Source organism: Bacillus sp. AFS015802 (genome assembly GCF_002561455.1).
Lineage (GTDB): Bacteria > Bacillota > Bacilli > Bacillales > Bacillaceae_B > Rossellomorea.
Window position 1 is genome coordinate 1 of the sequence record NZ_NTUP01000065.1, and the last position, 26,050, is coordinate 26,050.

General features: G+C 45.4%; 26 protein-coding genes and 2 tRNA genes. 2 read left to right on the forward strand and 26 right to left on the reverse strand.

Annotation, left to right across the window (positions count from 1 at the left end):
- Positions 1 to 343: 343 nt before the first annotated feature.
- The 18 genes from lysS to spoIIE all read right to left on the reverse strand — a co-directional run bounded on the left by lysS (position 344) and on the right by spoIIE (position 19,430).
- On the reverse strand, positions 344 to 1,840 hold the full coding sequence (lysS, locus tag CN378_RS16935) for a lysine--tRNA ligase (protein ID WP_098353676.1): 1,497 nt from the start codon (positions 1,838 to 1,840) through the stop codon (positions 344 to 346).
- Positions 1,841 to 2,136: 296 nt separating this feature from the next.
- Positions 2,137 to 2,361, reverse strand: a complete 225-nt coding sequence (locus tag CN378_RS16940; protein WP_098353677.1) for a helix-turn-helix domain-containing protein — start codon at positions 2,359 to 2,361, stop codon at positions 2,137 to 2,139.
- Positions 2,313 to 2,837 carry a 2-amino-4-hydroxy-6-hydroxymethyldihydropteridine diphosphokinase gene (folK, locus tag CN378_RS16945; protein WP_098353678.1) on the reverse strand — a complete coding sequence of 175 codons (525 nt, stop codon included), beginning with the start codon at positions 2,835 to 2,837 and terminating at the stop codon, positions 2,313 to 2,315. Before folK ends, CN378_RS16940 begins: the two co-directional genes overlap by 49 nt.
- Before the next feature lies 1 nt (position 2,838).
- Positions 2,839 to 3,198 (reverse strand): dihydroneopterin aldolase, encoded by a 360-nt coding sequence (folB, locus tag CN378_RS16950; RefSeq protein ID WP_098353679.1) that lies wholly within the window; start codon positions 3,196 to 3,198, stop codon positions 2,839 to 2,841.
- A complete protein-coding gene (gene folP, locus CN378_RS16955; RefSeq protein ID WP_098353680.1) occupies positions 3,191 to 4,012 on the reverse strand; it encodes a dihydropteroate synthase in 822 nt (273 codons plus the stop codon). The genes folB and folP overlap by 8 nt, the downstream gene beginning before the upstream one ends.
- Before the next feature lie 4 nt (positions 4,013 to 4,016).
- Complete coding sequence (gene pabC, locus CN378_RS16960) at positions 4,017 to 4,886, reverse strand: aminodeoxychorismate lyase (RefSeq protein ID WP_098353681.1); 870 nt, start codon at positions 4,884 to 4,886, stop codon at positions 4,017 to 4,019.
- Positions 4,887 to 4,889: 3 nt separating this feature from the next.
- Complete coding sequence (gene pabA, locus CN378_RS16965; protein ID WP_098353682.1) at positions 4,890 to 5,474, reverse strand: aminodeoxychorismate/anthranilate synthase component II; 585 nt, start codon at positions 5,472 to 5,474, stop codon at positions 4,890 to 4,892.
- Positions 5,471 to 6,874 (reverse strand): aminodeoxychorismate synthase, component I, encoded by a 1,404-nt coding sequence (gene pabB, locus CN378_RS16970; protein WP_257141185.1) that lies wholly within the window; start codon positions 6,872 to 6,874, stop codon positions 5,471 to 5,473. Before pabB ends, pabA begins: the two co-directional genes overlap by 4 nt.
- Positions 6,875 to 7,034: 160 nt before the next feature.
- Positions 7,035 to 7,964 carry a cysteine synthase A gene (gene cysK / locus CN378_RS16975; protein WP_098353684.1) on the reverse strand — a complete coding sequence of 310 codons (930 nt, stop codon included), beginning with the start codon at positions 7,962 to 7,964 and terminating at the stop codon, positions 7,035 to 7,037.
- Positions 7,965 to 8,183: 219 nt separating this feature from the next.
- Entirely contained in the window at positions 8,184 to 9,065 is an 882-nt protein-coding gene (locus CN378_RS16980; RefSeq protein ID WP_179884953.1) for a peptidyl-prolyl cis-trans isomerase, read from the reverse strand.
- A gap of 28 nt (positions 9,066 to 9,093) precedes the next feature.
- Complete coding sequence (gene hslO, locus CN378_RS16985) at positions 9,094 to 9,972, reverse strand: Hsp33 family molecular chaperone HslO (protein ID WP_098353686.1); 879 nt, start codon at positions 9,970 to 9,972, stop codon at positions 9,094 to 9,096.
- A 19-nt stretch (positions 9,973 to 9,991) separates the two neighbouring features.
- A complete protein-coding gene (locus CN378_RS16990; protein WP_179884954.1) occupies positions 9,992 to 10,759 on the reverse strand; it encodes a type III pantothenate kinase in 768 nt (255 codons plus the stop codon).
- Between the two features lie 285 nt (positions 10,760 to 11,044).
- Positions 11,045 to 13,006 (reverse strand): ATP-dependent zinc metalloprotease FtsH, encoded by a 1,962-nt coding sequence (ftsH, locus tag CN378_RS16995; RefSeq protein WP_098353687.1) that lies wholly within the window; start codon positions 13,004 to 13,006, stop codon positions 11,045 to 11,047.
- A gap of 103 nt (positions 13,007 to 13,109) precedes the next feature.
- The gene (gene hpt / locus CN378_RS22995; protein ID WP_034762998.1) at positions 13,110 to 13,658 is read right to left on the reverse strand and encodes a hypoxanthine phosphoribosyltransferase; all 549 of its coding nucleotides are present in this window, start codon (positions 13,656 to 13,658) and stop codon (positions 13,110 to 13,112) included.
- A 3-nt stretch (positions 13,659 to 13,661) separates the two neighbouring features.
- Positions 13,662 to 15,065 (reverse strand): tRNA lysidine(34) synthetase TilS, encoded by a 1,404-nt coding sequence (gene tilS, locus CN378_RS17005; RefSeq protein ID WP_098353688.1) that lies wholly within the window; start codon positions 15,063 to 15,065, stop codon positions 13,662 to 13,664.
- A gap of 66 nt (positions 15,066 to 15,131) precedes the next feature.
- Entirely contained in the window at positions 15,132 to 16,139 is a 1,008-nt protein-coding gene (locus tag CN378_RS17010; protein WP_098353722.1) for a protein kinase domain-containing protein, read from the reverse strand.
- Positions 16,108 to 16,848, reverse strand: coding sequence for a VWA domain-containing protein (locus CN378_RS17015; protein ID WP_034762994.1), 741 nt, complete (start codon positions 16,846 to 16,848; stop codon positions 16,108 to 16,110). Before CN378_RS17015 ends, CN378_RS17010 begins: the two co-directional genes overlap by 32 nt.
- Before the next feature lie 95 nt (positions 16,849 to 16,943).
- The gene (spoIIE, locus tag CN378_RS17020) at positions 16,944 to 19,430 is read right to left on the reverse strand and encodes a stage II sporulation protein E (RefSeq protein ID WP_098353689.1); all 2,487 of its coding nucleotides are present in this window, start codon (positions 19,428 to 19,430) and stop codon (positions 16,944 to 16,946) included.
- Positions 19,431 to 19,719: 289 nt separating this feature from the next.
- Between spoIIE and CN378_RS17025 the strand changes: the two genes are divergently transcribed.
- Together CN378_RS17025 and CN378_RS17030 are read left to right on the forward strand one after the other, a co-directional pair.
- A tRNA-Met gene (locus CN378_RS17025) sits at positions 19,720 to 19,796 on the forward strand.
- A gap of 9 nt (positions 19,797 to 19,805) precedes the next feature.
- Positions 19,806 to 19,877, forward strand: a tRNA-Glu gene (locus CN378_RS17030).
- A 56-nt stretch (positions 19,878 to 19,933) separates the two neighbouring features.
- Here the strand turns inward: CN378_RS17030 and CN378_RS17035 are convergent.
- The 8 genes from CN378_RS17035 to CN378_RS17070 form a co-directional block, all read right to left on the reverse strand.
- On the reverse strand, positions 19,934 to 20,407 hold the full coding sequence (locus tag CN378_RS17035; protein WP_098353690.1) for a DinB family protein: 474 nt from the start codon (positions 20,405 to 20,407) through the stop codon (positions 19,934 to 19,936).
- A gap of 164 nt (positions 20,408 to 20,571) precedes the next feature.
- The gene (locus CN378_RS17040) at positions 20,572 to 20,997 is read right to left on the reverse strand and encodes a S1 domain-containing RNA-binding protein (RefSeq protein ID WP_098353691.1); all 426 of its coding nucleotides are present in this window, start codon (positions 20,995 to 20,997) and stop codon (positions 20,572 to 20,574) included.
- 74 nt (positions 20,998 to 21,071) lie between these two features.
- On the reverse strand, positions 21,072 to 21,461 hold the full coding sequence (locus tag CN378_RS17045; RefSeq protein WP_098353692.1) for an FtsB family cell division protein: 390 nt from the start codon (positions 21,459 to 21,461) through the stop codon (positions 21,072 to 21,074).
- 42 nt (positions 21,462 to 21,503) lie between these two features.
- Positions 21,504 to 22,157, reverse strand: coding sequence for a spore cortex biosynthesis protein YabQ (yabQ, locus tag CN378_RS17050; RefSeq protein WP_098353693.1), 654 nt, complete (start codon positions 22,155 to 22,157; stop codon positions 21,504 to 21,506).
- Positions 22,154 to 22,456, reverse strand: coding sequence for a sporulation protein YabP (gene yabP / locus CN378_RS17055; RefSeq protein ID WP_098353723.1), 303 nt, complete (start codon positions 22,454 to 22,456; stop codon positions 22,154 to 22,156). Before yabP ends, yabQ begins: the two co-directional genes overlap by 4 nt.
- Positions 22,457 to 22,554: 98 nt before the next feature.
- A complete protein-coding gene (locus CN378_RS17060) occupies positions 22,555 to 22,824 on the reverse strand; it encodes an RNA-binding S4 domain-containing protein (protein ID WP_098353724.1) in 270 nt (89 codons plus the stop codon).
- Between the two features lie 22 nt (positions 22,825 to 22,846).
- A complete protein-coding gene (yabN, locus tag CN378_RS17065) occupies positions 22,847 to 24,307 on the reverse strand; it encodes a bifunctional methyltransferase/pyrophosphohydrolase YabN (protein ID WP_098353694.1) in 1,461 nt (486 codons plus the stop codon).
- A gap of 13 nt (positions 24,308 to 24,320) precedes the next feature.
- Entirely contained in the window at positions 24,321 to 25,937 is a 1,617-nt protein-coding gene (locus CN378_RS17070) for a putative polysaccharide biosynthesis protein (RefSeq protein ID WP_257141189.1), read from the reverse strand.
- Positions 25,938 to 26,050 lie beyond the last annotated feature (113 nt).

Sequence of the window (26,050 nt, forward strand, 5' to 3'; positions counted from 1 at the left end):
TGCTTCTGTTTGAAGCGACCCTTTAAATATTACATTATCAACTCGTTTAAGTCAATAACTTTTTTAAAAAGTTTTTTGTATCGTTTGTCGCCGTTTTGCGGCAACAGATAATACTATACCACCATAAAAACCGGTGCGCAAGAGTTTTTTTCGATTCTTTTCCTTCTATTATTCAATACAAGTCAAATGGCATTGTTTCCTTTCATTTTATCGTAATGAAAAGGAGCCTTTCGTCCCGTTTTCGAGCTGGTGATGACACCATCCTATTATGTGCAAACTTCCCCATTAGATTCTAAAAAAATAACAGCCGGGAAAGCCCGGCTGTTGTTATAGAAATATCTTATTAGTCACGATGACGCATCAATGGGAATAATAATACGTCCCGGATGGATGGGGAATTCGTTAACAGCATAACCAGTCTGTCGATCCCGATTCCAAGTCCACCTGTTGGTGGCATTCCGTATTCAAGAGCCTCGATGAAGTCATTGTCCATCATGTGGGCTTCGTCGTTTCCTTCTTCTCTTTCTTTCAATTGCGCCTCGAAGCGTTCACGTTGATCGATTGGATCATTAAGCTCCGTGAAGGCATTGGCATGTTCACGACCTACAATGAATAGCTCAAAGCGATCGGTGAAGCGTGGATCTTCGTCATTCTTCTTCGCAAGTGGAGAAATTTCCACGGGGTGACCGTAAATGAAGGTAGGCTGAATCAGCTTGTCTTCCACTTTTTGTTCGAAGAATTCATTGACCACATGACCATACTGCATATTGTCTTTGATTTCGATGCCGTGTTCTTTCGCAAGGGCACGGGCATCTTCATCGGACATTTCCTGCCAGAAGTCTACACCTGTGTGCTCTTTCACTGCGTCTACCATATGAAGACGTGTCCACTCCGGCTCGAGGTTGATTTCATAGTCGGCATATTGAACAGTGGTCGAACCGAATACCTCTTTGGCAATATGTGCAACAAGATTTTCCGTAAGGGCCATGATATCACGGTAATCCGCATACGCTTCATATAGCTCGATCATCGTGAACTCAGGGTTATGTCGGGTTGAAACTCCTTCGTTACGGAATACACGGCCGATTTCGTATACTTTTTCAAGGCCTCCGACGATCAGACGTTTTAAGTGAAGCTCGATTGCGATACGCATAAATAGCGGCATATCAAGAGCGTTATGATGTGTATTGAACGGACGGGCAGAGGCCCCTCCTGCGATGGCGTGCATCATTGGTGTTTCTACTTCCAGGTAACCGTTGTTGTCCAGGTATCTTCTCATGGATTGGATGATACGGCTGCGGGCAATGAACGTTTCTTTACTTTCCTGACTTGTGATAAGGTCCAGGTAACGTTGACGGTAGCGTTGTTCAACGTCTTTTAAGCCGTGGAACTTCTCGGGAAGCGGGCGGAGTGCTTTCGTCAGAAGGTGGAATTCTTTCGCTTTTACAGAAAGTTCCCCTACTTTTGTCTTGAATACTGTACCCGTGATCCCTACGATATCCCCGAGGTCTGCTGTATTGAATACTTCATAAGCCTCTTCACCGATGGCATCTTTACGAACATAGATTTGGACTTGTCCAGCCAGATCCTGAAGGTGGGCGAATCCCGCTTTCCCTTTTCCACGCTTGGTCATGATACGACCTGCGATGGTGACCGTGATATCCTTCTCTTCCAATTCCTCTTTAGAAAATTCATCGAATTGGGATTTAATATCCGATGAACTGTGTGTGCGATCATAGCGTTTACCGAATGGATCCTGTCCTTTTTCACGGATGGCCTCCATTTTTTCGCGTCTGACTCGAAGCTGGTCGTTGATTTCTTCGTGACTCATGTATTTCACTCCTATTCTATCTGCTTGCTTTACTAGACTAATACGATTATATACCATACTATTTTACACAATATCTATGTTTGTAACACCCCTAAAGTATGAGTAATTTCAGAAACGTACTTCGGCATGTTAAAAACATATGAAAAAAATCTAAAAAAGGCCGATCCAACCTGGTGACGGGGTCACGTATTGGTTCCAGCCTTTTCTAGGATAACATAAAAAGAAATACAGGTGAATGAAACGGCATTCGTTGATCCGGTTAAGGGTTTTCCCGCTTCTCAGGTGCAATGCAGTACCGTTGATCTTCACTCACTGCGTTCATCGCCTTCATCCGGCATGAGGTCATGCAACGGGACGTTCAGCACGTCTGCCACGTTCTCTAAGAAATCTTCTTTCGGTATCCGGCTTCCTCTTTCGACTTCCCCGAGGACCGATACGGAGATGGAGAGTTCCTTAGCCAAACTTTCCTGAGTATATCCTTTTAGCTTTCTGAATGCACGAATGCGTCTTCCCCATTGATCTGTTTCCATAACCGAACTCCTTCTTTGTCAGGTATTTCGTCCAGAAATTCAGCTAACGGGGCATTAAAAGACGGGTGCTCTACTTCTGGAGCCACCTCTAATAATGGAATTAATACAAATGCTCTTTCTTGCATCCTTGGATGAGGGATGAGTAAATCGTCGGTTTCGATTTTTTCGTGATTATAGAGCAAGATATCAAGGTCTATTATTCGGGGACCCCACTTGAACTCCCTTTCCCTTCCAAGGTCGATCTCCACCTGCAAGCACTGATGTAATAGAGTTTCTGGACTTAAACTGGTACGAATTTCGATGACCATATTCAAAAATTGACCTTGTTCTGTAAATCCTACCGGGTCTGTTTCATACAGAGAGGATCGTTTCGTTACCTCTATCTTACCATGACTGCCCAAAATGTTTATGGCTTTTTCTAAATAACCCGCCCTGTCTCCCATATTGGAACCAAGGGAAATATATGCAGTATTCATCCTATCGACTCCTATTGATCTCCACTGCCACCGATTGGTAATGACCCGGAATAGGTGGATCAGGCTTGATTAGTGTGATTTTACAGCTGTTTACGACTACGAATGTGTCCAGGATACGGGAAGAAATGTCTTCAGCCACCGCTTCGACCAGATTCCTCGGCTCTCCCTCTACGACCGATTTGGTGATGGAATAGACCTCTGCATAGTTGACGGAGTCCTCCAGCTGATCACTTTGTCCGGACTTCTTTAAATCCAGGTTCAACTCTACACTGACACGAAAACGTTGTCCAAGTTTGTTTTCTTCCTTAAATACACCATGATAGCCGTAAAACTCCATTTCATTCAATAGAATCTTATCCATACGATTTCTCCTTTCCAATAAGGGCGTCCATCATTTTGGCCATGCGCGCCATTTCCTTTACATCATGGACCCGTACGATGTGGCAGCCCTTTTGAATCCCGTAGCATACTGTAGCCCCCGTACCTTCCATCCGCTCCTCCACGGGAAGATCGAGGACATGTCCAATGACCGATTTACGTGACGTTCCCAGAAGCACCGGATAGCCAAGGGAGACGATGACATCCAGATGCCTCATCATATCTATGTTCAATTGTACTGTTTTGGCAAAACCAATGCCAGGATCTAGGATGATTTGCTCATCTGTTACGCCGGCCGCCTTTACCAGGGTGATGCTTTCCTGGAGATCCTGTATGGCATCCCGCATGAAGTGACTGTATTCCTGATTATCCCGGTTATGCATGAGGATGATGGGGGCACCCGTTTCCGCGGCAACGGCCGCCATTTCAGGATCCTTCTTCGCGCCCCAGACATCGTTGATGATGCTTGCTCCTGCTTCCAGGGCTTTACGTGCCGTCGCAGCCTTGTACGTGTCGATGGAGATGGGTACGTCCACTTCCCGGGAGATTGCCTCTATAATCGGTGCGACCCGTGAAATTTCTTCTTCGGCAGCTACAACCTGGTGCCCCGGCCGGGTGGACTCTCCACCTATATCGATCATATCCGCTCCCATTTCCACCATTTCTTTCGCACGCTCCACTGCCCTGTTCAACTCATTGTAAGACCCGCCGTCCGAAAATGAATCGGGAGTGATATTCAAGATCCCCATAATGAGGGTCTTCTGTGAAAAATCAAGCTCATATTTTCCGAACTTCATTGCGTCATTCCCCCTGCTTTAATTCCTTTATTGAACTCAAGTGTCGTTTATAGTAGGTGTACCGCTCATGGAGCAAACCAACATACTTACCGTTCCGCCCCGGAAAAGAGAAAGATCCCATTTTATTTACCGGTATGATTTCTTGAACGGAATTTGTAAAAAAAACCTCATCTGCTTCCAGTATGTCCTCTTGGTCAAAGAACCCCACCCGGACCGGCATGTCCAATAGACCGGAAAGTTCCAGGATGAACTGACGGGTAATCCCATTTAAAAGCCCGGTTTCCACCGATGGGGTAAATAATTCTCCGTCCTTTACCCAGAAAAGGTTCGAGGTGATCCCCTCGCACAGATGCCCGTCTTTTGTCAGAAAGATCCCTTCCTGATCAAATGAAGCTCCGATTTCCCGCTTGGCCGCCATATTGTTCAGGTAATGGTGGGATTTCAGCCGCTCTCCCGTTTCCGGAGTATTTCTCCTAAGCTTCAGGAATACACCTTCTTTTTCTTTTAGCGGGACGGAAGGTGGTAATTCCTTCTGAAAAAGAATCACCGTTGCGTTCTCATAAGGGGTCGTCTTCAGCCCGATTTCCCCCGGTCCACCCGACACATTGAACCGGCAATACGCATCCTTAAGATCATTCTTCTTTAACAGTTCAGCTATCGTCCACCTGATTTTCCCTTCATCAAGGTCGGCTGTAATATTCAATTCCGCTAAACCCCGGGATAGCCTCTCCAAGTGATCCTTTAACAAAAATGGATGACCATCATACGTCCGAAAGGTTTCAAACACTCCCATCCCATACAAGTATCCATGATCCAATGGAGAAATGGCCGCTTCTGATAGATGAACGATGTCTCCGTTTAAATAGAGATACATGGATCAGGCCATCCCGACTTTTTTATAGGTGTTCAGGAAGTTCAGGAGAAGCTGCTTCCCATGCTCCGTCATGATGGACTCAGGATGGAACTGCACTCCCTCAAGGGGAAGGTGTTTATGTCGGATGGCCATGATTTCTCCCTCTGATGTTTCGGCTGAAATGTCGAAGCATTCGGGAAGGGTCTCCCGTTTCACGATCAGGGAATGATACCTCGTTGCATTAAAAGGTTTCGGCATCCCTTCGAAAATCGTTTTTCCATCATGGATCACCGGGGAGACCTTTCCGTGCATTAACCGTTCGGCACGTACAACGTCTCCTCCGAAAACCTGGGCGATCGACTGATGTCCGAGACAAACGCCGAAAATCGGGATCTTACCGGCGAAGGTCCGGATGGCATCGAGACTCACACCGGCTTCGTTCGGGCTGCAAGGGCCGGGGGAGATCATCAGATAATCAGGGGACAAAGCTGCCATTTCATCCAGGGTGATCTCGTCATTGCGCTTCACGATAAGCTCTTCCCCAAGCTCTCCCAGAAATTGTACAAGATTATAGGTGAATGAATCATAGTTATCAATCATGAGGATCATAGATGTTCTCCTTCCGCCCTTGCCTTCGCTACCCAGAGGGCCTTCGCTTTCTTCAGGGATTCTTTGTATTCATACGTTGGGTTGGAATCAATCACGACTCCCGCTCCCGCTTGAATATGTCCTTTTCCTTCTTTCACGAGCATCGTCCGTATGACGATGTTCAATTCCATATCGCCATTGACCCCGATCCAGCCAATGGAACCGGTGTAAATGCCCCGCCTGACCGGTTCAAGCTCTTCGATGATTTCCATCGTCCTCACTTTGGGCGCACCGGTAATCGTTCCCCCGGGGAAAACAGACCGGATTAGATCCGCTCCCGTTTTCGCCTCATCCAATGTTCCTCTTACATTGGACACAATGTGCATGACATGGGAATATTTTTCGATCACCATGAACTCGTTCACTTCTACCGTCCCGTATCGGCATACCCTTCCGAGATCATTCCGCTCCAGGTCCACAAGCATCACATGCTCGGCTCTTTCTTTTTCATTGTGGATCAGTTCAAGGGCAAGTCTCTCATCCTCTTCGGCATCCTTGCCCCGGGAACGGGTACCTGCGATTGGCCTTGTACTTACTTCCATGCCCTTTTTCTTCACGAGGAGCTCCGGTGATCCGGATACAATTTGAAAGTCCGGGCTATGAATATAGCTCATATAAGGGGAGGGATTTAATTCCCGAAGCTTTTGATAAACCGTGTACGGCTCGGCCTTCAACGTTTGGGACTGCCTGACAGATAAATTCACCTGAAAGACATCACCCTGCGAAATATAGGATTGGATTTTCTTCACTGCCTCTGAGAATTCTTCCTCATCCATCGACACTTCAATACCCGCCGTTTCCCGTGGCACAGGATTTCCCTCAGGCTCTTTGGTTGGGGACAAGGCATCCAACCACGATGACGTCCAGTGGGCAAGCTGAACCTCAGCGGATGCCGCTTCTTCACCCGAGAGAAGCATCGTCCATAAACAATTCTCCTGATGATCAAACACGGCCCACTCCCTCAGGTAGTAAAAATAGAGATCGGGAATCTCCAGGTCGTCACGCCCCATTGAGGGAAGCTTCTCAATTTTTCTTGCATAATCGTAGCTAAGAAATCCGATCACTCCCCCCTGGAAGTCAGGCAGGTCGTCTCTTCTTTCCGTTCGAAAGGGAGTCATCCATTTTTCCAGCTCAATTAGCGGATCCCCATGTATCGTTTCCACTCCAGATGAGTCTTGTATGGTCAATCCCTCCGGCACACTTTGTAATATGACGTCAGGTTCCAGTCCAGCAACACTATATCGTCCACCACGTCCACTTTCTAACAAAATATGATGTGTCTGATGCTGACTGAGCCGTTTGTACGCTGCGAAGAATTGCTCTTTGGTTGAATGGTTTTTATGAAAATATAGGTGCTGCACTGACCCCTCACACTCCTCATCTTTATCTCCTTTCATGATACATGAACTTCAGGAAGGTTTCATCGTTAAAAAATTGAAATTATGTGTAGATTGGGAGGGGTGTAAACATAAAAAAACGGATCCTGAAGCATCGTGCGCTTCAGGATCCGAAATCGGGCTCTTATTCTTCATCAAATTGGTAAAGAGGCGTGCTGAGATAGCGTTCTCCGTTACTAGGGATGATCGCGAGGACTTTTTTGCCCTTCCCTAGCTTCTTCGCTACTTCAAGGGCTGCATAAATGGCTGCCCCGGAGGAAATCCCGCCAAGGATCCCTTCTTCCTTCGCCGCTCTTCTTGCATATTCAAAGGCTGAATCTTTCCCGACCTGTATGATATGGTCGTATAGTTCCGTATCTAAAATATCAGGGATGAATCCGGCACCGATCCCTTGAATCTTATGGGGTCCGGGCTTCCCTCCCGATAATACAGGGGAGTCCGATGGTTCTACAGCATATAGTTCAACGGATGGATAATGCTTCTTCAGCACTTCACCGACCCCTGTAATCGTTCCCCCCGTTCCGATACCGGCGATGAAGGCATCGAGCTGGTCACCCATCTGTTCGACGATTTCCGGTCCCGTTGTTTCACGATGGACTTTAGGGTTTGCCTCATTCTTAAATTGCTGCGGCATGAAATATCCTTTTTCATTCGCCAACTCCTCGGCTTTACGGATGGCGCCTCCCATCCCTTCAGCACCAGGGGTCAACACCAATTCAGCACCGTATGCACGCAGCAGGTTCCGTCGTTCCATACTCATCGTGTCCGGCATGACGAGCAATGAACGGTAGCCTTTAGCAGCTGCGACCATCGCCAGGCCGATCCCCGTGTTACCACTCGTCGGTTCCACAATCGTATCTCCCGGCTTGATCGTGCCTGCGGCTTCACCCGCTTCGATCATCGCGAGGGCGATCCTGTCTTTCACAGAGCTTCCCGGGTTCATATATTCCAGTTTCAAATAAACATCCGCACTATTTTCATCTACTAATCGATTCAGTTTTACCACTGGAGTCTGACCTATTAATTCTGAAATTGAATTGGCTACTCTCACCATTCATTCATCACTCCTAATTCCAAGTAAATTTGTTGGTTTTAATAAAATGTAACAATATTCAATAAATTTGTCAATGATATTGCACTTCTTATCCAGGCACCGCTCTGATGCCTCCCATACTCACCTACATATATATGCACATTACACTTATCCTATGTTTCGTTGAAAGTGACCGAACTATGTAAAAGGAGCTGACCGAAAATAAGGTCAGCTCCTCCATCACTCCTGCTTACCGTAAAACCACTCGACGTTCACCTCATCCCAGAAAGATTCCGGCTTCAATGGTGTCTCGACTTGTTCCAGAGCAATCTGCCTCCGGATTTGGGATTTTACGTCTTTAAAAGAAAAATGCCTCTCCTTCAAGATATCGTCCAGATAATAGATAACATATCCCGAATCTTGCTGTATCGGCGCTGTCCATTCTCCCGGTGACAACGGCTCTATCTCAGACTTGGCGGTTGAGGAGAGAATATCACCATCAAGGGGGACATACCCGAGGTCCCCTCCTAAATGAGCACTTTGCTCATCGGTTGACCGCTCCATGGCCAGTGCTTCGAAGTTAGAACCGGCATCGAGTTCCTCTAGAACCTGCTCCGCTTCTGTTCGACCCGCTACCTTCAACTGCTTCAGCCTGTACATTTTAGAGATTGAATATTGGTCCTCATTCTTTGTATAGAATTTCTTCAACTCTTTTTCAGGAACCTGTACATCCTTTGTGATGAGCTCCTCTAATAATAATTCAGATTTGATCTGCTTCTTCAGAGTCTCTTCATCTTCAAGGTTCTCTTCGTCATAAGCATCGTAAACAGATTGTATCAGATAGTATTCCTGCTCCACTTCTTTATCGGAAACGGAGATATCGTATTTCTTTGCCAAGTGGTCGATCACTTTTTGATTGACCAATGCCCTCAGCTCTTCCTTACCATGTTGCTGCTCAAGTGCATATAACCAATCCTCCCGGGTCACGGATTCCCCGCCAACCGATGCCACAACTTCCGGGGTGCCGATTTTACCCGAGGACCAGTTCCACACAAGGGTGATCAGGTTGGTGACTAGGAGCAGCCCGATGATCCCCATGAGTACAGATCGTTTAATTCTCATTTCTCCCATTCTCCCTGGACGTGATTTATTACTCTGCGCTTGATTTCAGTTCTTCTAGTTCCTCTTTAGAAAATACATATACTTCATTACAGAAGTGACAGCTTGCTTCCGCACTTCCATCTTCATCAATCATTTCCTGGATTTCCTGCTCGCCCAAGCTGATGATGGCATTTGAAAAGCGCTCTTTGCTGCATTGGCACTTAAATTCCACCGGCATGGTTTCCAGTACTTTGACTTCCCCTTCTCCAAGGACCGCTTCCAATACCTCTTCAGGCGTAAGCCCTTTTTCAATCAACTTCGAGATTGGAGGAATTTTAGCCAGTCGTTCTTCAATCTTCGTAATCGTTTCATCGTCTGTCCCGGGCATAAGCTGCAGGATGAATCCACCTGCTGCAAGGATGGTATTATCAGGGTTCACCAGTACACCCACCCCTACGGAAGAAGGCACTTGTTCCGATGTGACGAAATAATACGTGAAGTCTTCTCCAAGTTCCCCCGAAACAATCGGAACCTGACCCGAGAAGTGATCTCTCATGCCGATATCCTTTACAATCGATAATGTTCCGGTTGTGCCAACCGCACGGGCGACATCAAGCTTTCCGTGCTCGTTCAGATCAAAATGTACATGGGGGTTGGTCACGTATCCTCTGACTTGCCCTTTTGCATTACTATCCACCAGGATGGCACCGATCGGGCCGCCACCTTCTACTTTTATCGTTAATTTGTTGTCACCTTTCAGCATAGCCCCCATCATGACTCCGGCACTGATGCTCCGGCCCAGCGCTGCTGATGCAGTCGGCCATGTATCATGTCTTCTTTGCGCCTCTCCTACTGTATCCGTACTTTTCACTGCATAAGCACGTACCTGCCCGTCATAGGCTAATGCTTTCACTAAATAGTCGCTCATGGTTGAAGCTCCTTTCTTCTCAGCTCATATTTCTCTTGTAGATTAATTTCAACCCTTTTAACGTCAGGAATGGATCCACTACATCGATGCTATTGGATTCTTTCGATATCAGCGTCGCTAATCCTCCCGTTGCAATGACCGTTGGTTCTTTCTTACTTTGTGCTTTCATTCTTTGAACGATACCTTCGACTTGTCCGACATATCCATAAAGGATACCCGCCTGCATGGCTGTAACGGTATTCTTTCCAATGATCTGCTCGGGACGTGCGATTTCAATCCTTGGCAGCTTGGCCGCCTTCGAGTACAGGGCTTCCGTTGATATACCTATCCCCGGGGCGATCGCTCCACCCATATATTGTCGTTCTTCATTGATATAGCAATACGTCGTCGCTGTTCCGAAGTCCACAATGATAAGTGGCCCGCCATATTCGTGAATGCCTGCGACAGCATTGACGATCCGGTCCGCTCCGACTTCCCTTGGATTTTCATATTTAATATTTAAACCTGTCTTGATTCCAGGTCCTACGACAAGCGGAGTAATATGAAAATATTTCTCACACATGCGTTCCAGACTAAACATGATTGGAGGAACAACAGAAGAAATGATGATCCCGTCAATTTCCTCAAACGTCAAATTCACATGCTCAAAGAGATTCTTTACAAGCATGCCAAACTCATCTTCCGTCTTATGTCGATTCGTTTCAGCTCTCCAATGATATTTTAAATGGTCATTTTCATATACACCAAACACAATATTGGTATTCCCTACATCCATTACAAAAATCAATATCCTCACCTACTAAACCAATTGTTTTCACACTGCCAACATCATACCATAATTTATTTAGAATAGGTACAAAAGCGGAACCGGCTTGGTCAGACCCGACAAGCATAAGGCGACTTCACCGGAAAGGCGTTTTTTGCCTTTTTGGTGAAGTTGACTTATGACCTCGAGGGGCTAGCCGATGGAGCTGGATGGTATAAAAGCGCAAGGGCTTTGCCTAGAGGCGACATGCATAAGGTTCAGTAATCAAAAAAGGGATGCACCCATAAATGGATGCATCCCTCTATATTACGTGCGATCTGAATTAGAATCGTCTTCTTTTGAAGCCGTGTCTTCGTCGATCACGTTTTCTTCATTTTTCTTTTGGATATTCACCTTCACGTCACTATTCTCCTGATCGGATGCATAGGTGCGTTCCGGCAGTTTACCGTGATCCATTAGAGACTTGATTTGCGCAGCATCTAATGTTTCAACATCCAATAATGTTTTCGCAATGAGTTCAAGCTTGTCACGATTTTCAGTAAGAATTCGCTTCGCTCTCTCATAGCTTTCCTTGATCAAACGCTGCATTTCAAGATCGATTTCATACGCGATGGCATCTGAATAGTTTTGTTCACTATTGATATCGCGTCCAAGGAATACTTGACCACCTTGCGATTGACCAAACTGAAGTGGTCCGAGCTTATCACTCATACCATATTCAGTGACCATTTTACGGGCGATTCCAGTTGCACGTTGGAAGTCATTGTGCGCACCGGTGGAAACATCTCCGAAGATGATTTCCTCTGCTACACGACCACCGAGTAAACCTGTTATCTTGTCAAGAAGCTCAGGCTTCGTCATAAAGTAACGATCTTCTTTTGGAAGCATGACGGCATATCCGCCAGCCTGCCCACGAGGAACGATGGTCACCTTATGTACCATGTCTGCTTCATCGAGGACTAAACCGATCACGGTGTGACCCGCTTCGTGGAATGCCACGATTTTACGTTCTTTTTCAGATATGACGCGGCTCTTCTTGGCAGGACCTGCAATGACGCGGTCGGTTGCTTCGTCGATATCACGCATATCGATTTTCTTCTTATCCTCACGGGCTGCAACAAGTGCCGCCTCGTTCAGAAGGTTTTCTAAATCGGCTCCGGAGAAGCCAGGTGTTCTCATCGCAATCGCTTTTAGATCCACTGAATCATCAAGCGGTTTATTATGAGAATGTACTTTAAGAACAGCTTCACGGCCTTTTAAGTCTGGACGGTCTACTGTGATTTGACGGTCGAAACGTCCTGGACGCAATAATGCTGGATCCAGAATGTCAGGGCGGTTCGTTGCAGCGACGATGATGATTCCTTCGTTCGCTCCGAAACCGTCCATTTCAACAAGTAACTGGTTCAGGGTTTGTTCACGCTCATCGTGACCTCCGCCCAAGCCTGCTCCACGTTGACGACCGACTGCATCAATCTCATCAATGAAGATGATACATGGTGCATTCTTCTTCGCGTTTTCAAATAAGTCACGTACACGAGATGCACCGACACCGACAAACATTTCAACGAAGTCGGAACCACTGATTGAGAAGAAAGGAACTCCCGCTTCTCCAGCCACGGCTCGTGCAAGTAGGGTTTTACCTGTACCAGGAGGTCCCACTAGAAGGACACCCTTTGGAATACGGGCACCCACTTCAGAGAACTTGCGTGGATCCTTTAGGAATTCCACTACTTCTACAAGCTCCTGCTTTTCTTCGTCGGCTCCCGCTACATCTTTAAAGCGGACTTTCTTCTTCTCTTCACTGTAAAGCTTAGCCTTACTCTTACCGAAGTTCATGACACGGCTTCCGCCGCCCTGAGCCTGGTTAAGTAAGAAGAAGAACAGAATGAAGATGATGACAAACGGAATGATGGTGGTGAAGAAAGATACCCAGCCGCTTGTTTCTTTGGCCTGTAATACTTTAACATCGATGCCTTGATCCGATGCCGCTGCATTGATCTTATCCATCAGCTTTCCATCTGTGGTTAGGACATAAGTCAAGAAGTATTCTCCTTCTTTAGCGCCTTTCATCTGTCCTTTTACTTCATAAACACCTCTGCCAGGTTGAATTGAAAAAGAAGAAACGTCTCCGTCTTCAAGGTTATTAATAAATGTGCTGTACTCGATATTTTTGGTTGGCTCGTTGTTGTTGCTGAAATAACTCACCACACCTATGATCACTAAAAAGACCAGTAAATAGAATATGGTGTTTCGAAAGATCCGGTTCATCCCTTACCTCCTCCCACGGGTAAACAAACTAAGTAAAATAGTATCATAGAAAATCATGGCATTACAACAAATTGCACTTGCAAGATTCCTCTTTAGAATATACTTATTCTCCCGTTGTATACACTCTTGGTTTTAAAACACCGATATACGGCAGATTACGATATCTTTCAGCGTAATCAAGACCATATCCGACCACGAATTCGTCAGGAACGATAAAGCCTACGTAGTCTGCTTTGATGTCTGCTTTGCGGCCTGTTGGTTTGTCAAGCAGGGTCACAATACTGATGGATTTCGCCTTACGATAGCGGAAAAGCTCCACCAGATAGCTTAATGTCAATCCGCTGTCGATGATATCTTCAATGATGAGGATATCCCGGCCTTCCACCTTTGTATCTAAATCTTTCACAATCTTTACTTCTCCTGAAGAGACAGTAGAGTTCCCGTAGCTGGAAACGTCCATGAAATCCATTTCCATATGGGTATCCATACGTTTACAAAGGTCAGCCATAAATGGCATTGCCCCTTTTAAAACGCCAATGGCCAAAGGAAAGCGGTCTTGATATTCCTCTGTTAATTGTGCACCTAATGCTTTGATCTTTTCTTGAAGTTCTTCTTCTGAAATTAACACTTTCTCAATATCTTGGTTTAACAATGTTCAACTGCCTCCTAGAAGATGATTGCTTGTAAATTGTAGTACTAAACTATTTCCCTGCACTTCTCCCAAATCGTAAATGGACTTCTTCATTCCCGGAACCCAGAGTATGTGGTCGTCTGCGTCCACTACAATCGGCCACGCCTCACGGAGGTGAGGGGGAAGTTTATGGTCGATAAAGAGGGTCTTAAGCTTCTTAGAGCCTTCGAGCCCCTTCACTTTCATCCGATCTCCGCTTCTTCTTGTACGTACGTATAGAGGCAGGGATACCTCGTTTGGATCCAGATGGATCACGTCGCCGGTAAGTGCCTCATCGGGCGGCGAAGAAGAGAGAAGGAATTGATATTCACCTTGGATTTCAAGCCGTTTATTGACCTTGAGCTCACAATGATATGGAACCTCGGTCACGGCTAATTCCCCAAAGTGAAAATAACATGTATGATACGCACGCGTTACCTTAAGCCCATGAGGTAGATCTAAGCTGGCATTCGGCGTTTTCCCTTTTAAAATACCCAATACATCGTAAATATGTATAGACGATAAGGAAGATGGTCTTAGTTTGTAAAGATAGTTTAATATTAGATTAATCCCTCTTCTTTGTAAAGGCTGAGCCATTGCAAGAAAACCATCGATATGTAAAGTCGAGTAATCCCCGGTGTTATTCCATACTCTATTCAACTTTTCCCGTGTTAATTCCTCTAAATATGCCTCATCTTCTGTCAATTCTTCACTAAATCGTTGGAATTGAAGATGCACCAGAGGATTTTCCTGTTTCAGGAACGGAAGCATCCTTTTTCTAAACCGGTTCCTCGTATAATCTTCCTTCTCATTGCTGGGGTCTCTTCTCGGGTGCAGGCCATGCCTTTCACAGTAGCTCTCGATTTCTTCTTTTGTCACCGATAGGAACGGCCGGATGATGTCACCTTCCCCAAATGGTCGTTTCAAGGGAATTCCTGCCCTGCCGGCACCGGACGCACCTCTTGTCAGCTTCATCAGGATGGTTTCAACTTGATCATCACCGTGGTGCCCAAGGGCCAATTTGGAAGCGGACACCTCTTCCATGACACCCTTCATGAAGTCATAACGGATCTGACGCGCCCTATCCTGCAGACTTCCGCCGGTCCGCTCGATTTCCCCTCCGACATCCATTCTTTTTCCGTAAAAAGGAATGTTTCGATTGTTGCAGTAGTCCTGGACGAACAATAACTCCTGAAAGGATTCGTCCCCCCTGAACATATGATCAAGGTGAGCCGCTGCCACTTCTGCCCCCAGACCCTCTTTGTTCGAGTCAAGAAAATGAAGAAGCGCTAAGGAGTCGGGACCGCCTGAAACGGCTACAACGATACGGTCGCCCTTTTTAATGAGCCGGTGCTCTTGAATAAATCGTTTTGTCGTTTGCTCTAACATTGTGATCCTCTTCCTAAACCATTTTCCCCATTGTATCAATTTCTCCTCTATCCTCACACTATTACGCTACATCAATTCTCCATAGATATATAAAACGTACAGCAGGGATACAATAATCACAACGAGCACCGTCTCCAGGAAGTGACTGGATTTTTTACTCCGCTGGTTCTGATATCTGCTTGTGTGGGGAGAAGATGCTCTGACAGAAGAACCGTTAGGGACGGACCTTTGGACTTTTGGCTTCGGTTTCGACTGCGGCACCGTCTGGGCGTGTGAAAGTCCGTTTAAAAGGCTCACTCTCATTTCACCGGCGGATTGAAATGTCCCTTCCAGGGCATCTTGGATCGTCCCTGAGAACTTCTTCAATTGGTCCTTGGCATCGACGGCCTGCCTCAGTTGTTTCATATTCCCTTCCCCCGCTTTAGTGAAACGCGCAGGGTAGGCTAAATTGATCAGGATCATCCCCACAGAGAATAGATCATAGGAAGGTTCCGCCCGCCTCGATCCCCCTATCCAGTATCCTCTATCAAAAAACTCCGTAAACTCCTTGATGGCCCGGCCATTAATCGTCGTTCCACCCACATCGATGCAGCGTATTCTGTAAGGAGGACCTGTCACAATCAAATTTTCAGGTTTTAAATCCCCAAAGACCCATCCTTCCTTATGAATCCGCTCCAGGTCTGTCAGGAGCTGGGCAACGAGGACACCCGTCCAGGAAAATCCCTTGGACTGGACGAAGGACAAGAGATCGGTGCCCTGTATATATTCCATCACATAGAAATGGATTTTTTGACCCCTTACCTCCCAATCGTCCACATCAAGAAGCTTTGGCCCAAGGGGAGAGCCTTGGACCTTGGAGAAAGCTTTTAATACATTGACTTCAGATGTAATCGACACATTGCTGTCGCTCATCTTTAACGCCTGATATCCTGAGGATCCCTGCACCAGATAGACCATTCCATTGGCGCCGAACCCCAGTTCTTTTACGATTGTATAAATATTCTTGTACCATTTGCCTCTTATAACTGTTCCAGGTGGAAAACTAAATGGTTTCTTCGAAGTATTGTTCATCATCGCCACGAGAGAGCAATCCCCTTAATGAACGTTTTTTCTTAAAGTGTGTAATGGCTTCTGAGATTGCAGGCCCCGTTGGAGTGATTCCGCCTGGAGACAATTTAGAGAAAATACTCGTCAGTGTTTCGAGTCTTGGTGTCCAATCCAGCAGTTTTTCGACATCTTGTCGTTTCCCGGGAAATACAAACACAGAAAACTTATTATCACCCATCCTTGCATTTAAGCTTAATGATAGGTCCAATAGGGCTTCCTTGACTGTCGGAAGCTTATGTTTCATACTTGCTGACGTATCGACAAGAATCAACACTTCCATATCGACGGATTCACCCAGTTCATCGACCACTTCCATGACCTCTCCACGCTGTTCGGGCGGAAGTTCCTCCATGGAGGCGGATTTCCCAAGGATTTGTTTCAATTCTTTATTCACAACCCCCTGCAAGGTTTGGGTCATCGCTTTACGCGTGACCATCTGTACCGTTTGCGAAAGCTGCTGTGCATATACGATCTGGCTCACTCCACCCCCCGATAGAGCAATCCCTTCAATTTCCTGCATCCCATTATCATCTATGACATCATTGTCCATCACACCGATCACATTGACCGAGATTCCCTGCTCCTTGGCGAGGGCCGCCATTGCAATCGGGTCTTCTCCTTGATTCGAGCAACCATCCGTAATTAAAAGAATTTGACGAAGTGTACCTGGCTTCATCAGACTCCCCTCCTCATTCTAAAGTTGATATCATCTTCGCCGAAAGAGGAGGGATTTATACTCTAGTTAACTATTTTTATAGGGACGTGTGCGCCCTAGGAAATTTTATCTCTCGTTTTCGCTTTTTGCATCGGGATCGATGACCATTTCGGAATATTATGTTTGATCTTCGACACCACGATGGTCATATCGTCCTCTATTAAACCGGAGCTCGACCGGATGACCTCCTCCATTAAGATGTCCGCGACTTCCTGTGGATCGTCGGTCTGGAGTTCCTTTATCTTTCTCTTCATCCACAGATCATAATTCTCTACATGTTTCGGCCCCTCAAAGGCACCGTCGCTCATCATGATGAGGAGATCACCCGCTTTCAGCTGTTCTGACACGACATCGACATCAAAGTCCTGCTGAAGCATTCCCATCGGTAAGTTACTGGCTTCCACCTTGAGGATTTTATCCCCGCGCTTGATGAAGCTAGGGGTCGAGCCAATCTTTAAGAACCTGGATGACGCATTCTGGAGATCGATCATCGCTAAATCCAATGTCGAGAATATTTCATCATTCGTTCTGAGGGACAGGATCGAGTTGATGGACTTGATCGCCACCTGTTCTTCAATTCCCGATTCCAGGATTTTTTTAAGCAGCCTCAGTGTTTCATTGCTTTCATAGTGGGCCCGTTCTCCGTTCCCCATCCCGTCACTGATGGCGACGGCATATTTCCCCCTTCCTAATTCAATCATGGAGTAACTGTCTCCCGAAACCAGCCCGCCTCCTTTTGCCGCATGAGAAGCCCCTGTATCCACTACAAATTTCTTGGCAGATTGAAAGGTTACATGACATTGACCATTTGGAAATTGAGCACACTCCTCCTTTTGCACGACGATGTTTTCGCCTAATATATCCGATAACATGGGCGCAATGAGTTTTTCTCCCTGACCGTGCCCCCCGCAGTAAGGCATGGTGATATCGATATCGACATTTCCCTGTTCCAGATTATAGATTTCAATGTTTTCAATCTCGATCCCAAACTCCCCGATACTGGATAAAATCTGCTCTTCTTGAATATGATGATTTTCCCTTTCCCTTTGGATTTCTTTTGCGAAGTTCCCCATTACCTCTGATACACCAAGCAGCTGATCCGCCACAAGCTTCCTGCTTTCCTGAACCTGTTTCTTCAATTTCAGATTGGCCTGATAGAAAGTAAGCTCCTGATAGATCGTATCCTTCAGCTTCTTCTCTCTCGTACAATGCTTCTCTACCTCTCTTGCAAGTTTCGGGGAAAGGGGGACCCTGCCCTGGTCGTACTCGGTCATCACATCTTTCATGAGATTATAGGTCTTATCAAAATTCCTTGCCCAGCACTGATCTTTCTTAAAGCAGGTTTGACACGTCTTCTCCGTGACATTGCTTAAGAAATAGTCAAACTCTTTATCTTCCTCCTCTTCGAACCGGTCTTCTATTTGTTGAAAGCTGTTTGATAAAGCCTGGAACACCGAAGAGAACTGGGTGACCCGGTGGGCGGTCACATCCCTCACCCGGCGCATATACCCCTGTTGATCCTGCTGATATTCAGCCGTCCCCGGTATATGCCTCGCAATTTTAGATGTTAAGCTTTGAGGGGTTAAAAACAGGAGTAAGATCGCTGCCCCCGATTCATAAAGTGTTTTCGTAATGACTGTATCTGTATCTCCGTACATGCCCATCAATAATGTAGCAATTAACAAACCGATTGCCGCTCCGAATTTCTTCCCTTCTTTCATGAGTCCGCCCAGAAGTCCCGAGAAAGCAAGCAAGCTCATTTGATAAAAGCTTGAAACGTTCGCTAAACTGAAAACGAGTCCGGTCACAACCCCGACTGTCGATCCGACTGTGGCCCCCGCTATAAAGGAAAACAGCAGCACCAGATATCTCGATAACACATGTTCGACAGACAGATTGTATAAAGACCATCCGATCGTCCCTGTCATGATCGAGGCTAAAAGGATGATCAGACTGACGACTTCTTCGGTCTTCAGCGATTTTCTTCTGCGCTGAACCGTCACAAGCGGCACGCTCTGGATGAAGATATAGGTTAAGAGAAATGCAAGGCTCGCTTCTATTACCGCCATCACTCCGTTATAAATCGTGAGGGCCTGTCCCTGTTGGATATAATCGAAGCCAAGTTTTGCAGCGATGACCGTGAAGAATACATAAAAAGCGACAGCCCTCACATTATTTTTATGATATTTCTGTGATAACCGAAAAGCTAATAGGAATATTATTGCACTGACAAACGTATAACTGATACTAGGAATCGATAAGGTAAGAGCTCCTGCCAGCAACCCGATGAGTGCAATCGGTGACTTCTCTCTTCGAATAATATAAACAGACGCAAAGAACGGCAGAGCAAAAGGTGTCAGGTGTGATAGGATTAAAGCTCTTCCGAGTAGAAACCCGATAAAAAATAGAGCGATCCCCTTTTCTACGAATAACCACTCAAGCTTCGAGTAAATGGACCGGATTCCCTTGGACAGTTCCACTCTCGTATGTTCAATGTCTACGTTCTGAACAGGTTCGATGATCGACTGATCGACTTTCCCCATGTATGAAACACTCCCCATTTCTTTTTTGTTCAGTATAAATGGTACAAGCTTAAAACTTTGTCAAAATGAGGGAATGTATACCAAGAATGTTTCGACGTCTTTCTATGGATTCCGGTAAAATATTCAGAATATTCCAGGTTAATATCCTTGTGGAATTTATATATTTTCTTTTAAATGCTTATGTAACCGTGCTTAAGGGAATTCTGACAAATTCTTTATCATAGGTTATTGACAAGATAATTCTTTCTGGGTATCATAGATTTTGTGCCAAAAAGGCGCATATCCATATGGCGGTGTAGCTCAGCTGGCTAGAGCGTACGGTTCATACCCGTGAGGTCGGGGGTTCGATCCCCTCCGCCGCTACCATATTATTCCGGCCCGTTGGTCAAGCGGTTAAGACACCGCCCTTTCACGGCGGTAACACGGGTTCGAATCCCGTACGGGTCATAGAAAAAAGACTATCTTCGATGATAGTCTTTTTTTGTTTCACCTATTTGGCTGTTTCACCAAGCCTTTTCCGCGGACACCACTTCTTCAATCTGCTCCTGATGATGTTTATCGTGACCCATGAAGTCTTCGAAAAATTCTTCAAGTGTGAAGCCTTGATCGCCGACTTTGAACGATTGGTGAAAATCATTGTCCGACAGGCCCTTCACATATGTGATCAACGAATTCCGCGTTTTGATCCCTTCTTCGATTAAGGCTGTCTGATTGACCACATGGTGGGCATACTCTTCAGCTTCCCCGTTAAAACGTTGAAAATCAGGAAACGGAGGCAGCTCTGCCCCTTCTAGAGGTTGAGAGAGAATCTCCCTTAAGGAATATTGGTCCCACTTGATGATGTGAGAGACGTTGGCCGCGATCGACCATTTACCCTCCTCCATCGGCTGAAGCCATTCTTTTTCATGTATCAGCTTCAACTCATTCAGCCATACCTTAAATGATTCATGATGATCGATGATCTGCTCTTTTTGCATACAACCTGCCCCCACAAATTTATTTATCACTAATTATTCGATACGGGAAGGCAAATATCCTGTGTATACCTGCTGACAGAACCATAAAAAAACAGGCACACTCATCAGTATGAGTATGCCTGTTTTCCGTTCACAACCTGCTATATGGGTTAATAGACAGCAAGTTAACCTTTTTTCGCCCCTTTTCCGCCACGACGAGACTCAGTGTTTTTCTTTAAAGATGATAAACGATCTTCACTGTCTTTCAAGAAACGTGCCATCTTTTGTTCAAAACTCTCTTTCGTGCGAGTGTCGTTCGGTTTGTTATTACTACGCGGGCGCTGAGGACGCTGAGGGCGCTGCGGGCGTTGTGGTTGATCTTTCGCTTTACGGATGGATAAACCGATCTTTCCATCTTTCTCAACATTAATAACCTTAACTGTTACTTCGTCGCCGACTTTAAGGTGTTCGTTAATATCCTTAACATAGTTGTCTGCAACTTCACTAATGTGAACTAAACCAGTTGAACCTTCCGATAATTCCACGAACGCTCCAAAATTTGTAATACCTGTTACCTTACCCTGTAACTTGCTGCCTACTTCGATTGACATAAAAGAAATGCTCCTCCTTAAAATTATAAAAGATAAACCTTATTATATATTATAGCCAATTAAAAAAAAGAGTGTCAATAAGACACCTCTTCTTCTTTCTCTTTATCTGGTTCAGGTATGTTGAAAATAATCTCACCTTCATCTGATAAAAAGTAATCCCGGCGTGCCAGTTTGGCTATATATTCATCATCGTTAAGCTTCACAATCTCTTCTTCCAAGGCAGATTGCTTATCTTTCAGGTGTTCTAACTTTTTTTCCAATTGTGCTTTTTCCGTTTGTTTATCTTCTAAAACCTGGGCTCTGGAAATGAGGGTCGAGATTAAAAATCCACTAATTGCCAAAACTAAAACAAAGAAAACTGCTAATCGACGGACCAAACGCTTTTTTCTCTTAGAAGAAGATTTATGCATATGCTCCTGATGACGGACATATTCATTTTCCATTGGTGTCACGTTCTTTCTCATTCCCAAACCTCCCTTACAATATGGAGTGGCGAAGCCTTAAACCTATTCGTTGTCTTTCGGTTTCTTTTTGAACGTTTCTGCCACTCTATATACTTTTTTGATGTACACTTTCAAAATCCCTGCCACTTTATTATATAACTTCTCGACTCTTTTTGTAATATTTTTCGGCAATAAATTCCAAATACCCTTTAATATCCACCATATTGGTGTGATTATGAGCTTAATCGCCCATTGCACCACCCTCAAAATGACCTTTAAAAGGAATAATATGACGGATAAGAGCCCTTTGCCTACAGACAACACAATCGTGATCAGAAGCACAATCAACCATTTTATCGGTGAATAAATCATTTTCTTTATCATTTTCACGCCAAAATTATAGAGGGCGATAAAAAACAGGATCACCCGTTCCAGGAATCTCAGATAATACTGCTTGATCAACGCCTGATATCCGGCAAATCCGCACAAGAGCGCAAGGAAAATATAAAAGCGGATCTCGCCGAAATTAACGACGAATAAAATATAAAAGATCGAAAGGGCCTGTAAAATCCAAAACAGGATATCGTTAATGAATACAAGCCAACGTTTTCTCTCTGACCGGTTCAAAAACCGGGAGTACGTGTCGAGTGCCGCACCAAATAATGCTCCCATGCCGATCATGGAGAGCATCGTATAGAACTGGGTCGTGAGGGTCATCGAAACAGCTTGCTAAAGAAGCCTTTAGCCTTCTCCCCATTTTGTTCATCCAGGTAAACGAGATCGAACACCTTTCCTTTTATAGAGACGATGCCTTTATCCACGTCAAGATTTTTCATTTGAAGGTTCTCGCCCCTGACAGATAGAAATCCCATCACGGTTTCGAGGAGAAACTCTTCGTTATCGAAGCTTTCCACCTGCTTCACGCCGGTGATATCGAGAAGCTTTCGGCCCCTCATCATCACGTCATGTTCCTGAAACGTCGTTTTATCTTTGTTTCCATCATAATATTGATTCATATCCATCCCTCACATTCCCATAGTACAAGCTTTGTAACTATGTTTATGTGTCCAGGGGAAAAATAGAACCAAATAACAGACCAGGAGCTATGTAATCTTTACTCCGTTTCTTCCTGGATCCTTTCTTCTGAAAGGACGGAATAAAGCCCGCTCGCTTCTTCTTTTTTGGTTGTTTCCAGAAGCCTTTCTATCTTTACCCTCATGATCCTCTGCCCAAACCTTACGCTCAGTTCATCTCCTACTTTTACATTGGAGCTCGCTTTGGCCTGCTGGCCGTTCACAGTGATGCGCCCCTGGTCGGCAATCTCTTTCGCAAGTGTTCTCCTTTTTATAAGCCTGGATACTTTTAAAAATTTATCTAATCTCATGGATACCATTATACATTTCCCCTTATTCGATATTCATCTTTTTCGCTTCGTTCCAAAAGCGGTCTAATTCTTCCAATGAAAAATCCTCGAAGCTCTTTCCGGATTTCAACACCTGCTCTTCCACATAGGAAAAACGACGGTAAAATTTCGTGTTCGTCATGGCCAATGCTTCCTCAGGAAAAATCTTATAAAATCTTGCCACATTGATGAGGGCGAACAGGACATCTCCAAATTCCTTCTTCATGTGGTTTTCACTATTATTCTCGACCTCGTTTTCAAATTCCTTTAATTCTTCCCAAACTTTCTCCCAGGCACCTCGGGGGTCTGCCCAATCAAAGCCCACCTTTGCAGCTTTTTTCTGATATTCATATGCCTTCATAAGGGCCGGCATACCTTTTGCTACGTTTTTAAGCATCGGCTCCCTATCGTCCTGTTTTTCACGTTTTTTGATTTCGTCCCAGTTTGCTTTCACCTGTTCCGTGTTTTCCACTTGAACCGTCCCGAATACATGAGGATGTCTGCGGACCATCTTGGAAGCAAGGCCTTCGATCACTTCCTCCATGTTGAACATGCCCTCATCCTCGCCTATTTGGGCATGGAGCATGATTTGAAGAAGGACATCACCCAGCTCTTCGATCATATGATCAACGTCTTCTTCCTCGATGGCCTCCAACAACTCATACGTTTCTTCGAGGAGGTATTTTTTGAGAGAGTGGTGGGTTTGTTCCTTATCCCATGGACAGCCGTCCGGTCCCCTGAGCGTCGAGATGATTCCCCTTAAGGTTGCATATTGCTTATAGGTAGATTCCATTTCTTTCACCGCCGGGACATAGAGACTGGTCAAATTGCTCAGATCGGCAACACGGTCAAGCTCCACCAACGGGATTCGCTCCACCTTTTCTTCGCCGCTACCGGCAGCCGTTACAAGCATGACCTCATAATCATATGGATAGAGCTCCATCAAGGTGAGCTTTACTTCAGAGGCAATGAAGGCATCATACACCTGCCCGATGATGAGCTGCTGGTTCATATGGATATCATGAAGCTTTAAGCTGGTTCCGTCCAGAAGCTGAAATCCATCGATCGGATCCGCTCCGACAGAAGCAAACAGAGCATCGATAAAGCTTTGCCCCCCACCGATCTCAACACGGATCTTTCCTTCATTGTGAAGATCCAGAAGCATTTGCACAGCTTTTTCAGCGACCAACGGGTGACCCGGAACTGCATACACAAGCGAATGCTCTGTTGAGGCCTCTACAAGTTCTGAGACAATCTCTTCATACACAAGATCGAACTGATCATATTTTTCATATACAGCATCGAAGGATTGAAACGTGACTCCTTCTGCTGTTAAATCCTTTACGACGGGATGCCGATCCGTCCGCAAGTAAAGGTGGGAACTGCTTTTAATCCGCCTATATACGCCTAACGGAAGCTGTTCTATATCTCCTGCACCTAACCCTACAATCGTTATCGTATTCATGTTAATCTCCTCACTACTCTTTATTCGGCTGAATTTTATTCATCAGCCACACCCATTTACTCCCAAAAGGCAAGAAACTGATATCTTCTCTTGAGAGGACATTCCCTCTTAAAAACACGAGCAGAAAAAGAACACCTCCGACGCAAACGCCCCCTAATGAAAAAAAGACGGAAAGGAGACGCTCAGGCATTCCATTATCTAAAAGTGTATCATAAATCAGAAGCAACCCCTGTAATCCAACCGTCATGGCTGCACCGCTCATCAGTAATGTTTTATAAAATGAGAGTTTGAAAAACCGGATCGGAAACAGTTTTCTCAAAGAGATCACCATCATGATGGTAATAAAGCTTAAAGAGCCTACAGTCGAGACAGAGGCCCCCATAATTCCCATCAAGGGAACAAGCCAGGCATTGCCAAGATACTTTACGCAAATACCCAGTAAAATGCAAAAGGCCGGATAATATATTTTTCCGATTCCCTGGAAAATGCCTGCAAAGGTCAGAATGAGGCAGCTGAAGAAAATCGACAAACTGAACACAGCGATGACCTTTGAACCGAGGGCATTTTCAAACAGCATCGTATTGGTCGGAACCATGATGTTGATGATGCCCAGCGTGGCAGCAAACCCGATGGTAATACTGATCTTAAGAGCCAGCTGACTGTACTCCCTCACTAACGCCTCTCTTTTTTTAAGATAGGCATTGGTCACCAGTGGGACGATGGTCAGTGAAATGGATGTAGCCACAACCGTTCCAAGCTGTACAAAGGGCTGTCCCCGGTCATAAATACCCTTCCACGTTTTCGCCCTTTCCGCTTCCATCCCGGATGACAGGAGAAGGGAATAGACATTCAGTGAATCCACAAACTGGAGTAAGACCAGCAGCATGGCACTTATGCAAATGGCTGTTCCATTCTTGAATAACCGCGACCAAATATGTACATAATCAACAGGCAGAGACAGATATTTCCGTGAAAACAGCTTTTCCCTGCGTGCCGTCATAAAGGAAAGGAGAACCAGCAGGCCCCCAAGACCTCCGGTGATCGATCCGAATAGCGCCCCGTTACCTGTCATGTACAAGGAATACCCTTCTGATACCAGGATCGTTGAAAACAACAGAATGGTCGCCACTCTGATCGATTGTTCCGTCACCTGTGAAACAGCCGTCGGCACCATATCTTCCTTTCCTTGATAATATCCCCTTATAACAGAAAGGGGAGCAAGCAGGAGAAACGATAAAGAAATCACTTGAATCAGCGGTTTCAACAGGGGATCCCCCATCCACCGGGCGATCGCGCCGGCACCGAAGTAGATGAGCAGAAACCAGGTCAAACCAATGAGACAGAGAAACAGGAATGAGGTAACGGCCACACTCTTTGCGCCTTCCTCATCATCCTTTTCCAATTTCTCTGCTACCATCTTTGAAATGATGACAGGGAATCCATAGGTGGATAATGCGATGGCAATCCCGTAAAACGGATAAACTTGCTGATATATATAAAATCCAATATCCCCAACAATATTTTGAAACGGCACCCGATAGACAGCACTTAATATCTTCGTTACCAATGCCGCAATCGTTAATACCATGGCCCCTTTCAAAAATGAATTGGAAGAATACTTCTTACTCAACCCGTTTTCCTGCCTTTCTGTACCACTTTTTTCAATGCCAGAGTTCTTTGATAAATCAGTTTATGTACTGGTCATTTTACCATAAAGAGCTGTATGGTTTAGCCGTTTGGCGG